This is a genomic window from Microbacterium proteolyticum (genome assembly GCF_014192415.1).
GTDB lineage: Bacteria > Actinomycetota > Actinomycetes > Actinomycetales > Microbacteriaceae > Microbacterium > Microbacterium proteolyticum.
Genome location: NZ_JACHXY010000003.1, coordinates 409,685 through 421,998, shown reverse-complemented (window position 1 = coordinate 421,998; position 12,314 = coordinate 409,685). Strand labels below are relative to the sequence as shown.

The following is a 12,314-nucleotide window of genomic DNA, read 5'->3' as shown; positions in this document are numbered from 1 at the left end:
TCGCGCTGCCCCGGAACGCCGCGGGTCCGCTCGACGCGGAACCCCGCCGCGGAACCCGACGTGGTGAGAACTCGGACCAGCCCCTTGCGTACCACTCGCGTCCGCCCCGACCAGCTCGGGCGGTACGGTCGGGGGATGCCGAACACCTTCCGCATCGCGACGGCCGCTCGGCTCCTCGGAGTCAGCGACGACACGGTGCGCCGCTGGATCGATCAGGGCGTGCTGCCGACGACCGGGGCATCGCCGGTGGAGATCCCCGGCGCCGCGCTGGCCGAGCGTGCGGTCGCCCTCGCCGACGAGCCCGACGACCCGACCGGCATCGCGTCCAGCGCCCGCAATCGGTTCGTCGGGATCGTCACCCGCGTGCAGATCGACGGCGTCATGGCGCAGGTCGACCTGCAGTGCGGCCCGCACCGGGTGGTGTCGCTGATGTCGGCCGAAGCGGCGACGGAGCTCGCGCTCGAGCCCGGCTCGCTCGCGGTGGCGTCGGTGAAGGCGACGGTCGTGACGGTGGAGGCCCCGCGCGCCTGAGGCGCGGATGACGCCGGCCACGACCTCGGCGGAGCGAGCTGCGCCCCGCGCGGCGGGATACCCGCGCCGCCCGCGCGGCCGGATACTCTCGCAGCCGCGCGATCGAGCGTCAGACCGCGAAGCGCGGACCGATGGCGTCGGCGGTGAGGTCCCAGAGCTTCCGCGCGTCAGCGGCGTCGCGGAACGGCTCCCACAGTGCGACCGAGCGGGCGGGACCACCGATGAGCCGCGAGGGTCCGAAGAAGGCGTCGCTCGTTGCGGGCGCGGGCGCGGGCGCGGGCGCGGTCGCGGCGAGCACGGCGGGTTCGGCGGCGGATGCCACGGTGCCGGTGACGTGCACGCGCGAGAGCAACCGGATGACACGGCGTGCGCCGAGTTCGCGCGAGCGGCCGAGACCGGGTTGGGCCGCGAGCAGGTTGGTGGGCGAGACGCCGGGATGCGCCAGGGTGCTGGTGATCTTCCACCCCTGGGCGCGGCTGCGGCGTTCGAGCTCCTGCGCGAAGAGACCGACCGCGATCTTCGACTGCACGTACGAAGCCATCGCGTCGTAGGGAGTGGCGTCGATGGCGTCCTCGCGCAGGCGCCCCCGGCGGGCGGCGATGCTCGTCTGATGCACGACGCGCGCGTGACCGTCACGCAGAAGGGGCAGCAGCCCGAGGGTGAGCGCCGCGTGACCCAGGTGATTCGTGCCCCACTGCAGCTCGAAGCCGTCGGCGGTTTCCTGCCGGTCCGGTGGCGTCATCACGCCGGCGTTGTTGACGAGCAGGTGCACGGGTCGGCCCTCCCCGCGGAGGTCGGTGACGAGAGCGTGCACCGAGTCCAGACTCGCGAGGTCGAGAGTGCGCGTCGAGGCCACGGCATCCGGGATCTCCCTGAGCAGGGCGTCGAGCGCGCGGCGGCCCTTCTCGGGGGAGCGGACGGGCAGGACGACCTCGGCACCGAGAGAGGCGAGGCGCGTCGCGATGACCGTGCCGATGCCGTCGCTGGCGCCGGTGACGACGGCCAGGCGGCCGCGGAGGGGGGAAGAGGTGGGGGACATGGTCGGTCCTTTCGCGTCGATGTCTCGATGCTCGCGCCCGTGTCCGGAGCGGGCCAGTGCCCGCTCAGCCGCTGATCGGCGATCCACCCCTCAGCGCCGCACGTCATCCGCACGCACGAGGGGGCAGTCTCAGTGCGGAGCGGGGGAGGCCGTGCCGACGACCGCCAGCAGGCGGAGCTTTTCGGCGCTCTCGCTCCCGGGCTGCGCCGTGTAGACGAGCAGGCGGTGCGAATGGTCGGGGTCGAGGAGCGTCTGGCACGACAGGTCGAGGTGCCCCACCTCGGGGTGGAGGAACCGCTTGACCTCCGGCGGGCGGGCGCCGACCTCGTGCGCGTCCCACAGCGCGGCGAACTCCTCGCTGCGGCGGCGGAGGTCGTCGGACAGCTCGGCCGCGCGCGATCGCGAGCCGCGCGCGGCCACCAATTCGCGCAGCCCGGCCGCGTAGACGCGCGAGAGGACCGCGACCTCCTCGGGCGGGTAAGCGGCGCGGGCGGTCGGGTCGGTGAACCATCGGTATCCGATGCTGCGTGCCGGGCCCCTGCGCAGGGTTGCGTCGCCGAGCAGGGCGGTCCCCAGACGGCTCTGGCGCAGCGTTTCGCCCAGCTCGGTCACGATCTCGGCCGGGGTGTCGTCGAGGCGGTCCAGCACGCGCAGCATGCCGGGGCTGACGTGCTCCGTCGCGGAGTGGCGGGAGGGCGCCTCGTGTCCCGCGAGTCGGAAGAGGTGGTCTCGTTCCGCAAGGCTGAGGTGCAGGCCCTGCGCCAGCGAGGTCAGCATCTGCTCCGACGGGGTCGGGCCGGTGCCGCGCTCGAGACGGGCGTAGTAGTCGGTCGACATGTGGCTGAGCAGGGCCACCTCCTCGCGGCGGAGACCCGCCGTGCGCCGCCGCACACCGCGGGCGAGGCCGACGTCTTCCGGCTGCAGTGCCTCCCGGCGTCGCTGGAGGAAGTCGCCGAGTCCGGCCAGGTCGCTCATGTCATTGCTCGCATCCCCCGTTCCTACCCTGCCGATCGGTGTGGTGCCAGGACCCGCCGGTCCACCCCTCGCATCGTTCGGGGTGCGGTTGCGTCGCCGGCGGAGGTGCTGGCGAGACGCGGACTTCTCGCGGATGCGACTCGGAAGACCCTCTGGTTCCGCGAATGCGGAATAATGAGGCGGGAGCGGCCCGCCGGCGTCGCCGAAAGGATGCCATGTCGCGACCCGTGCGTCTTCTCGCCCTTCTGGGTGCCGCCACCCTTCTCGCCGGGTGCGCCAGCTCTGGGCCCGCCCCCGCGGCATCCGGATCCGCAGCATCGTCCGACGACCTGTCGGGGACCGTCGAGGTCTACGCCGCGGCCTCCCTGCAGCGCTCGTTCGATGAGATCACGGCGGCGTTCGAGCAGAAGCACCCGGGTGTCACGGTGAGCGCTGTCTACGACGGCTCGAGCACCCTCGCGACGCAGATCGGCGAGGGTGCGCCCGCCGACGTCTTCGCCTCGGCCGACGAGAAGAACATGTCCAAGGTGGCGGCTGAGGCGCCCGATCCACAGATCTTCGCGGGCAACACCCTCGTCATCGCCGTGCCCCCCGGCAACCCGGGCGGTGTCCAGACCCTCGCCGACCTCTCCGGCGTCACGACCGTGCTCTGCGCGCCCGAGGTGCCCTGCGGTGCCGCCTCGCTCACGCTGCTGTCGAATGCGGGAGTGACCGTGAGCCCCGCGAGCTCCGAGCAGAACGTCACCGCGGTGCTCACCAAGGTCGCGGCCGCCGAAGCCGACGCCGGGCTCGTCTACGCCACCGACGTCGTCGGTCGAGACGACGTCGAGGCGATCGTCCCCGAGGGCGCCGACGCGGTCGTCAACCGCTATCCGATCGCGGCGCTCACCGACTCGCAGGATTCTGAAGCGGCATCCGCGTTCGTCGCCTTCGTGCTGTCGGAGGAGGGGCAGCGGATCCTCGCGGACGCGGGGTTCGAGGCACCGTGAGATCGGCGGGTTTCGTCCCGCGCTGGCTGATCGTGCCGGCGGTGATCGGGTTGCTCTTCCTGCTCGTGCCGCTCAGCGCGCTCATCGCCCGCGTCGAATGGGCGACGCTGTGGAGCGACATCACCTCGGATGCCGCGCTGTCGGCACTCGGGCTGTCGCTGTCGACGGGGGCGGTGGCGACGGCGCTCTGCGCGATCGTCGGCATCCCCCTCGCCCTCCTCATCGCCCGGAGCCCTGCCCGCGTCGCCGCGCTGCTGCGGGCACTCGTGACCGTGCCGCTCGTGCTGCCGCCGATGGTCGGGGGTGTCGCGCTCCTCTACCTCTTCGGTCGAAACGGCTGGTTCGGCGCGCTCGGACTGCCCTTCACCACGCCCGCCGTGGTGCTCGCGCAGGTATTCGTCGCCCTGCCGTTTCTCGTGCTGGCCGTGGAGGGCGCGCTGCGCAGCACGGGGGTCGAGTTCGAGCGGGCGGCGGCGTCTCTCGGAGCGTCGCGCGCGACCATCCTGCGGCGCGTGACCCTCCCGCTGGCCGCGCCCGGCATCGTCGCCGGTGTCGTGCTGTGCTTCGCGCGTGCGATCGGCGAGTTCGGGGCGACCGCGCTGTTCGCCGGCAACCGTCCGGGCGTGACCCAGACCATGCCGCTCGCCATCTACACCGCCTTCAACGGCGCCGGGGTCTCGCAGGGCACGGCCGTGGCGCTGTCGATGCTGCTGCTGGTGACCGCGGTCGCGGTCCTGCTGCTCGTGCGCGGGTGGCGCCCGGGGGTGGGGCGATGAACGGGGGCGGTGCGGAGGCCCGAGATCCGGCTGGGGCGAACCCGGATGCCGCCGTGTCCGAGTCGCACGCACGGGTCGGCGTCGGGCCGCGCTGGGGCGGGGATGGTCGGAACGCCCCCGTGCTCCGCGCCGACGTCGTCGTACGCCGCCGTGACTTCGACGTCGCCATCGCGCTCGACGTCGCGAGGGGGGAGACCGTCGCGGTGATGGGCCGCAGCGGTGCGGGCAAATCGACCCTCCTCGACGCGCTCGCGGGGCTCACCCCCCTCGACGGCGGCGAGATCTCGCTCGACGGGCGGGTGCTCGACCGCCCCCCGCGGCTTCGCACCGCCCCGATGCACCGCGGCATCGTCCTGCTCGGGCAGGACGCCCGGCTCTTCCCGCACCTCACCGCGCGTGAGAACGTCGCCTTCGGTCCGCGGGCGGCCGGGGTCTCGGCATCCGATGCCCGTTCCCGAGCCGACGAGTGGTTGGCGCGGGTGGGGCTGCCGGGCGCGGGCGATCGTCGCCCCACCCGGCTGTCGGGTGGCGAGCAGCAGCGCGTCGCGGTCGCGCGGGCGCTCGCCGCCCAGCCGCGGGTCGTCCTTCTCGACGAGCCGCTCGTCGCTCTCGACGCGGTGACGGCATCCGAGATCCGCGCGATGCTGCGGGAGAGCCTCGACGGGGTCACGACGATCGCAGTGACCCACGACGCGGTGGATGCCGCGGCGCTGGCCGACCGCCTGCTGATCGTCGAGCGGGGCTCGGTGACACAGGAGGGGTCGGTGCGAGAGGTGCTGGCGGCGCCCGCGACCGAGGTGGCGGCGAAGATCGCGGGACTGGAGCGCGTCGTCGGGGTTGCCCGGGGCGGGGCGTTCGAGCGGGAGGGGCTGCGGCTTTCGTCCACGGATGCCGCGTCGCGCGCGCTCGCCGCCATCGACGGCGCCCGTCTGGCCGCCGTCTTCCGCGCGGCTGACGCACGGCTGGGGGAGGGGTCACCGGCGCTTGTTTCGCACCTCGAGCCGACCCCGACCGGCGTGCGGGTCGTCACCGACCACGGGGCTGCGGAGGTCGCTCCGGGCGACGCGGCGGGGATCCGTCCGGGCGACGTCGTGCTCCTCGGCATCGCGCCGGATCGCGTGCGGTTCGTCGCGGTGGCCTGATCTGTGCGGCGTCACGCCGCGATGCCCGGTTGAGTGTCCACGACACTCGGACGTTTCTCGAAGCGCCCCGCGTGTTCTGGACACTCAACGGGGTGACGGCGTGGACGCCGTCACCCGCCCGCCCTCCACGCACACCTCGCGATCGACCAGCCCCGCGGGCACGTCGACGTGCGACACGAGCACCACCGCCTGCTCGCGCCCCACAGCGCCGAGCAGGTCGAGAAGCAGAGCATCGGATGCCGCGGGGTCCACGCCCGCGGTCGGCTCGTCGAGCACGAGCACCGGGAATCCGCGCAGCAGCGCGCGGGCGAGGGTGAGGCGCTGCGCCTGCCCTCCCGAGACGAGGACGCCGCGGTCGCCGACGGGGGTGTCGAGGCCGCCGCGCTCGCGCGTCCAGGTGTCGAGGCCGACGCGGGCGAGAACGTCCCAGAGGTCGGCGTCGGTCGCGGTCTCGTGGGCGAAGAGCAGGTTCTGCCGCACCGACTCGTCGAACAGGTGCGGTGCCTGCTCGATGAGCCCGACGGTACGGCGCAGGTCGTCCCCCGAGAGTTCGCGCACCTCGACGCCGTCGATCGTGTACGACCCCTCGTAGTCCAGGAACCTCGCGAGCACGTGGGCCAGCGTCGTCTTCCCCGCGCCGCTGGGTCCGGTGACGAGCACGCGCTCGCCGGGGCCGACGTGCAGGTCGACGTCGACGAGTCTCCCGGAGTCCCCGTCGGCGTCGCCCCGCGCGGGCCAGTGGGCCCGGATGCCGCGGAGCTCGAGCCCGCGGCCCAGGGCGGGGGCGTCGCCGGTCGGGGTCGGTTCGCCCTGCGGGAGACCCTCGGGGATGCGCTCGGGCACCGCCTCGGCGATGCGCTCGGCGGCGGCCCGCACCTGTCGCCAGGACGCGAGGGCGAGCGGCACGGGGCCGAACACCTCGAATACCGCCATCGGCAGCAGCACGACGACCGCCAGTCCCGGCCCGGACAGCGCACCGCCGGTCACCGCGGGGGCGGCGACGAGCAGGGCGCCGAGCGATGCGATGCCGGCGAGCATCGATACGACCCCGGAGGTGAGTCCCTGCGCCCCGCCGCGGCGGACGACAGCCCGGCGCAGCGCGGCGTCGGCGGCGCGGACGCGGGCGGTCGCGGCATCCAGGGCTCCGTACGCGGTGAGCACGTCGAGGTTCGCGAGCAGGTCGTGCACGGCGTCGGCGACGGCCGCACGCAAGGGCGCGATCGACCGCTCGGCGCGCGCTCCGGCCGCCCAGCCCACGGCCACCGCGACGGCGAACGCCACGATCAGGCATCCGAGCAGCACGAGTGCGGCCGGCCACGAGACGAGCGCGGTGAAGACGACCGCGGCGAGGGAGGTGACGGCGGCGACCGCCAGGGGCAGTACGACGCGCAGCGGCAGGTTCTGCAGCTCCTCGACGTCGTCGACGACGCTCGAGAGCAGGCCGCCCCGGCGCGCGCGGGCGAGGCCGTCGGGGGCGAGCGGCACGATCTCGCGGACGAGGTCGGCGCGCACCCCGGCGAGCTGGTGCAGGGCGGCGTCGTGGCCGGTGAGACGCTCGAGATACCGGAACACCCCGCGCGACAGCGCGAACGCCCGCACCCCGACGACCGCCATCGACAGGTACATCACCAGCGGTTGCTCGGACGCCCGGGCGATCAGCCACGCGCTCGCCGCGAGCAGCGCGATCGCGCTCGCCGCGGTGCCGAAGCCCGACAGCACCGCGGGCGCGAAGCGTCTCGGCGACGGCATCGCCGATCGCAGGATGCCGCGCACCCGCCCGTTCACGCCCGCACCCCATCGGCTCGGCTTGAGTTGCCGCGACTCGTCGCCTCGCGGTCGGCGGAGGCGACCATCTTCGGCAACTCCCGCGCGGGGCGCAGCGAGACCACGCGGTCGGCGATCGCCCGCGCCGACAGACGGTGCGAGACCAGCAGCACGCCGCGGCCGGCGTCGGCCTCACGGCGGAGCGTCGTCCACAGGTGCGCCTCGGTCGCGGCATCCAGGGCGCTCGAGGGCTCGTCGAGCACGAGCACAGATGCGCCCACGACCCGGGCCCGGTACAGCGCGCGGGCGACGGCGACGCGCTGCGCCTCGCCGCCGGAGAGTCCGGCACCCCCCGCGCCGAGGGGCGTCTCGGGGGCGATGTCCGCGGCTCCCGCGTCGGTCAGCGCAGCGACGATGGAGGTTGCATCCGCCACGGAGCCGAGAGCGACGTTCTCGGCCACCGTGCCCGAGACGAGCCCCGGCCGCTGCCCGGCCCACGCCACCGACGAGCGCGCGTGCGGCACGGCGACCCCGTCGACGCGGATCTCGCCGTCGTGAGCGGCGAAGCCGAGCAGGGCGGCGATCAGCGACGACTTCCCCACGCCGCTCGGCCCCGTCACGAGCACGACCTCGCCCGGACCGACGGACAGCGACACCCGCGGCAGTGCGGTGCCCTCTCGGTCGACTTCCACCTCGTGCAGCGCCAGCGTCGATCCGGGCGCCGAGTGCGCGGCATCCGGGGTCGGGACCTCCCGCGCAGCATCCAACGTGTCGAAGATCTGCTCCGTCGCGGCCACCCCCTCGCTCGCCGCGTGGAACTGCACCCCCACCTGACGCAGCGGCAGGTAGGCCTCGGGCGCCAGCAGCAGTACGAAGAGCCCCACGAGCAGGCTGAGATCGCCCGCGAGCAGGCGGAAGCCGATCGTCACGGCGATGATGGCGACCGAGATGGATGCCAGGAATTCCAGCGCGAAGCCCGAGAGGAACGACACGCGCAGCACCGTCATCGTCTCGCGCTTGTAGTCGCGGGTGATCTTCTCGATCGAGTCGGCGGCCCGGTGCTGCCGGCCGAACGCCTTGAGCGTGCCGAGACCCTCGACGGTGTCGGCGAAGCGCGCCGCAAGGCGTCCGAGCGTGCGGTACTGCCGCTGCTGGACACCGCGGGTGGCGAGACCGATGAGCACCATGAACAGCGGGATCAGCGGGATCGTCAGAGCGACGGTGAGGCCCGAGAGCGGGTCGGCGAGGGCGATCGTGCCGATGAGCACGGGCATGGTGATCGCGGTGGCGACCAACTGCGGCAGGTACCGGCCGAAGTACGCATCCAGCGCGTCGAGGCCGTGCCCCGCGGTCACCGAGAGCGAGGCGGCGTTGCGCCGGGCAAGCCACGCGGGGCCGAGTCTGCCGACCGCCGCGACCAGCGCGGCCCGCAGCTGCAGCGATGCCGTCGCAGCGCCTCGCGCCGACACGCGCTCCGAGACCGCGATCAACAGACCTCGGACCACGACGAGGGATGCCGCGATCCCGACGTGTCCCCAGAGCTCGTCGAGCGGCCGGCCCTCGATCGCCCCGACCAGCGCGGTGGTCAGCGTCCACGCGAACCCGACGACGACGACCGTCTGCGCGAGCACGATCGCCGCGGTGAGGGCGAGGAAGCCGCGGGAGGCGGTGGCGTAGCGGAGCAGCCGCGGATCGACGGGTTTCATGGGGAGGTGTCCAGGGAAGGGAGCGGGCCGTCAGTGCGCGACGAGCGCGGCCTTCTCGATACGGGCGCGGGTGACCCGCTTGCGGAACACCCAGTAGGTCCAGCCCTGATACGCCAGGATCAGCGGCAGGAAGATGAGCGCTGCCCAACTCATGATCGTCAGCGTGTAGTCGGTGCTCGAGGCGTTCTCGATCGTGAGGCTCGAGCCCTCGGCGAGGGTCGAGGGCATGACGTAGGGGAAGAGGGCGAAGAAGAGCGCCGCCACGGCCGCCACGATGGTCACCGCTCCCAGCGCGAACGCGGTGCCCTCTCGGTCGCGGCTGTTCGCCACCCACGAACCGATGAGTGCGAGTGCGGCCATTGCCGAGAGGCCCACGACCCCCAAGAACAGGGGGGCGTCGGCGGCGTTCGCGACGGTCCACGCCAGGAACAGTGCCGCCAGAGCGATGGTCACCAGACCCGCGCGCCCCGCGAGGCGGCGCGCATCGGTCCGCACCTGTCCGTCGGTCTTCAACGCGACGAAATAGAGCCCGTGCAGGAAGAACAGCGTCAGCGTCGTCAGCCCGCCCAGGATGCCGTAGGGGTTCAGCAGCGTCAGCACGGTGCCGACGTATTCGTGATCGGCATCCAGGGGGACTCCCTGCACGATGTTCGCGAAGGCGACGCCCCAGAGGAACGCGGGAAGCGCCGACCCGAAGAAGATCATCCGGTCGAACGACCTCTTCCACGTCGCGGAGTCGCGCTGGTGCCGGTACTCGAACGACACGCCCCGGGCGATGAGCGCGAGCAGGATGACCAGCAGCGGCAGGTAGAACCCGCTGAAGAGCGTCGCGTACCACTCGGGGAACGAGGCGAACAGCGCAGCTCCCGCGACGATGACCCACGTCTCGTTCAGGTCCCACACGGGGCCGATCGTGTTGATGATCTGTCGGCGGGCGATGTCGTCCTTGCCGAGGAAGGGGATCGACATGCCGACACCGAAGTCGAAGCCGTCGAGCACGAAGTAGCCGACGAAGAGGAAGGCGACGATCCAGAACCAGAGGTACGCGAGATCCATGATGAGCTCCTAGTAGACCGTGGTCGGGGTGTTCTCGATGGAGTCGTCGCGCTCGGCATCCGGGTCCGGCAGCGGGTCGGGGCCCTTCTGCGCGTACTTCTTGATGAGTCCGAACTCCACGACGGCGAGGCTGGCGTACACGAGGGTGAACGCCACGAGCGAGATCAGCACGCTCCAGCCGGGGACGCTGGGTGAGACGCCGTCTTCGGTGAGCATGAGGCCGAACACGATCCAGGGCTGACGACCCATCTCGGTGAACACCCAGCCGACGAGGCTGGCGAGCATCGGCAGGGGAGCGGCCCAGATGGCCACGCGCCACATCCACGGTGCGACGGGGCGCGTCGCCTTCTTGCGCGTGACCCACAGGCCCGCGACGCACACCAGCGCCGTGATGCCGCCGAGCGCGATCATCCAGCGGAACGCCCAGTAGGTGACCCACAGTACGGGGGCGAAGTTGCCGTCCACCTGGTCGGCGAACTGCGGGAACAACTGCTGGCTGTAGAGGGTGTTGAGGTCGTTGATCCCCTCGACGCATCCATCGAGCGAGTGCGTCGACAGCAGACTCAGCAGGAACGGCACCCGGATCGAGAACAGCTCGCTCGTGCCGTCGGGGGTTCCGAGCGTGAAGATCGAGAACGAGGCATCCGCTCCGCAGACGGTGTTGAAGGTCGCCTCGGCCGCGGCCATCTTCATCGGCTGGGTGGCCACCATGACCAGGCTCAGCTGGTCGCCCACGATCGCGACGAGCACGAACGACACCACCGTCGACCACAGGCCGAAGCGCAGGGTCTTCCGCATCATGTCGGTGTTGCGTCCGCGTGACAGGTGCCAGGCCGAGATGGCGACGACGATCATGGCGGCGAACATCCAGCCGGCGAAGATCGTGTGCGGGAAGGCGGCGAGGGCGACGGGGTTGGTGAGCAGGGCCCAGAAGTCGACGAGTTCGGCGCGGTGGCCCTCGGCCGACATCTGGTAGCCGACCGGGTTCTGCATGAAGGCGTTGGCGGCGATGATGAAATACGCCGAGAGGGTGGCGCCGATCGACGCCATCCAGATACTCGCGAGGTGGGCGAGACGGGGGAGCTTGTCCCACCCGAAGATCCACAGGCCGATGAAGGTCGCTTCGAGGAAGAACGCGAGCAGCCCCTCGAAGGCGAGGGGGGCGCCGAAGACGTCGCCGACGAAGCGCGAGTACGCCGACCAGTTCATTCCGAACTGGAACTCTTGCACGATCCCCGTGACCACGCCCATGGCGAAGTTGATGAGGAAGATCTTCCCGAAGAAGCGCGTGATGTGCAGCCACCGGACGTCTCCCGTGCGGTACCAGACGGTCTGGAACACGGCCACGATCAGCGACATGCCCAGCGTCAGGGGCACGAACAGGAAGTGGTACAGCGTCGTCAACCCGAACTGCCAGCGGGCGAGGGCGAGGGGGTCGAGCCACTCCATCAGGAGCCTCCGATCGAACCGGATTGTGTGGTCAGACCACATGGTACGCCGGGGCTCCCCGGCGCGTCGGGGGATCCCTCGGCGTCGAACGATATACTCGGCAAGTCATTTCTGACCCGCCAGGAGGCGCCCGTGTCCGTTCGTCAGAGCCTGCTCGCGATCCTTGATCGCGGCGCCTGCTACGGCTCGCAGCTGCGCGCCGAGTACGAACGGCGCACCGGCGCGCGGGTCAACGTCGGGCAGGTGTACACGACGCTCGAGCGGCTCGAGCGCGATGGACTGGTGACCGGCGCCGGCGTGGACGACGAGGCGCGCGTGCTCTGGGAGCCCACCGAGGCCGGGCGCGCCGAGGTCCGCGCGTGGCTTTCCACCGCCTCGCTCGCCGAGGGACGCGACGACGTGGCGCTGAAGATCGCCCTGGCGGTGACGCTGCCGGGCGCCGACATCGGCGGCATCCTGTCCGCCCAGCGTGCGGCGGTCCGCGCGGCGCTCGCCGAGGCCGAGGCTGCGTCGGAGGAAAGGGACGCGGATGCCGTGCCCGCGGCGATCGTGCGCGCGGCCCGGCGCGCGCGGCTCGAGGCCGACCTGCGGTGGCTCGACGAGGTGGCGGTGCTCGCCGCCGGGGCGACCCCGTTCGCGTTGTCCGAGGACCGCCCGCGCCGCGGTAGGCCCGCCCGTTCCGTCGGATAGATCCCACTCGCGACGGTGGGCAACCGGGCGCCGGCCGCTCCGGTGGTGCCGTCGTGTGGGTCGAGCGCAATCGATCGTGGCGGCCTCCGCGCCTTCACCTGCGCGCTGCCTACGACGGACCCGGCGGCGGTCGTCTGACGAGCGAGAGCCGTGGATCCGGATCCGGATGAGTCGCGGGTGAATTCGGCTGACGTGGT

The 12,314-nt window shown here is 72.3% G+C and carries 11 protein-coding genes; 5 read left to right on the top strand and 6 right to left on the bottom strand.

The window, feature by feature from the left end:
- The first annotated feature begins 135 nt into the window (after positions 1-135).
- Positions 136-531 (top strand): TOBE domain-containing protein, encoded by a 396-nt coding sequence (locus FHS07_RS14090; protein WP_183420526.1) that lies wholly within the window; start codon positions 136-138, stop codon positions 529-531.
- 109 nt (positions 532-640) lie between these two features.
- On the opposite strand, the gene FHS07_RS14085 is transcribed toward FHS07_RS14090, so the two are convergent.
- Both FHS07_RS14085 and FHS07_RS14080 read right to left on the bottom strand, forming a co-directional pair.
- Positions 641-1,570 (bottom strand): SDR family oxidoreductase, encoded by a 930-nt coding sequence (locus tag FHS07_RS14085; RefSeq protein ID WP_183420525.1) that lies wholly within the window; start codon positions 1,568-1,570, stop codon positions 641-643.
- Positions 1,571-1,699: 129 nt separating this feature from the next.
- A complete protein-coding gene (locus tag FHS07_RS14080; RefSeq protein WP_183420524.1) occupies positions 1,700-2,545 on the bottom strand; it encodes a helix-turn-helix transcriptional regulator in 846 nt (281 codons plus the stop codon).
- Between the two features lie 215 nt (positions 2,546-2,760).
- Here FHS07_RS14080 and modA point away from each other — a divergent pair, with 215 nt between their 5' ends.
- The 3 genes from modA (at position 2,761) to FHS07_RS14065 (ending at position 5,452) form a co-directional block, all read left to right on the top strand.
- Positions 2,761-3,534 carry a molybdate ABC transporter substrate-binding protein gene (gene modA / locus FHS07_RS14075; RefSeq protein ID WP_183420523.1) on the top strand — a complete coding sequence of 258 codons (774 nt, stop codon included), beginning with the start codon at positions 2,761-2,763 and terminating at the stop codon, positions 3,532-3,534.
- Positions 3,531-4,310 carry a molybdate ABC transporter permease subunit gene (gene modB, locus FHS07_RS14070; protein WP_183420522.1) on the top strand — a complete coding sequence of 260 codons (780 nt, stop codon included), beginning with the start codon at positions 3,531-3,533 and terminating at the stop codon, positions 4,308-4,310. Before modA ends, modB begins: the two co-directional genes overlap by 4 nt.
- Positions 4,311-4,429: 119 nt before the next feature.
- A complete protein-coding gene (locus FHS07_RS14065) occupies positions 4,430-5,452 on the top strand; it encodes a sulfate/molybdate ABC transporter ATP-binding protein (protein ID WP_343054731.1) in 1,023 nt (340 codons plus the stop codon).
- Positions 5,453-5,536: 84 nt separating this feature from the next.
- Here FHS07_RS14065 and cydC read toward each other — a convergent pair whose 3' ends face one another.
- Genes cydC through FHS07_RS14045 form a run of 4 tightly spaced genes read right to left on the bottom strand, consistent with a single transcriptional unit; the run spans position 5,537 to position 11,427 of the window.
- Positions 5,537-7,237: a thiol reductant ABC exporter subunit CydC gene (gene cydC / locus FHS07_RS14060; RefSeq protein ID WP_343054730.1), complete on the bottom strand. Its 1,701-nt coding sequence runs from the start codon at positions 7,235-7,237 to the stop codon at positions 5,537-5,539.
- Entirely contained in the window at positions 7,234-8,922 is a 1,689-nt protein-coding gene (gene cydD / locus FHS07_RS14055) for a thiol reductant ABC exporter subunit CydD (RefSeq protein ID WP_183420520.1), read from the bottom strand. Before cydD ends, cydC begins: the two co-directional genes overlap by 4 nt.
- Before the next feature lie 30 nt (positions 8,923-8,952).
- On the bottom strand, positions 8,953-9,978 hold the full coding sequence (gene cydB / locus FHS07_RS14050) for a cytochrome d ubiquinol oxidase subunit II (RefSeq protein WP_183420519.1): 1,026 nt from the start codon (positions 9,976-9,978) through the stop codon (positions 8,953-8,955).
- Between the two features lie 9 nt (positions 9,979-9,987).
- Complete coding sequence (locus tag FHS07_RS14045) at positions 9,988-11,427, bottom strand: cytochrome ubiquinol oxidase subunit I (RefSeq protein ID WP_183420518.1); 1,440 nt, start codon at positions 11,425-11,427, stop codon at positions 9,988-9,990.
- 132 nt (positions 11,428-11,559) lie between these two features.
- Between FHS07_RS14045 and FHS07_RS14040 the strand changes: the two genes are divergently transcribed.
- Complete coding sequence (locus tag FHS07_RS14040) at positions 11,560-12,117, top strand: helix-turn-helix transcriptional regulator (protein ID WP_183420517.1); 558 nt, start codon at positions 11,560-11,562, stop codon at positions 12,115-12,117.
- Positions 12,118-12,314 lie beyond the last annotated feature (197 nt).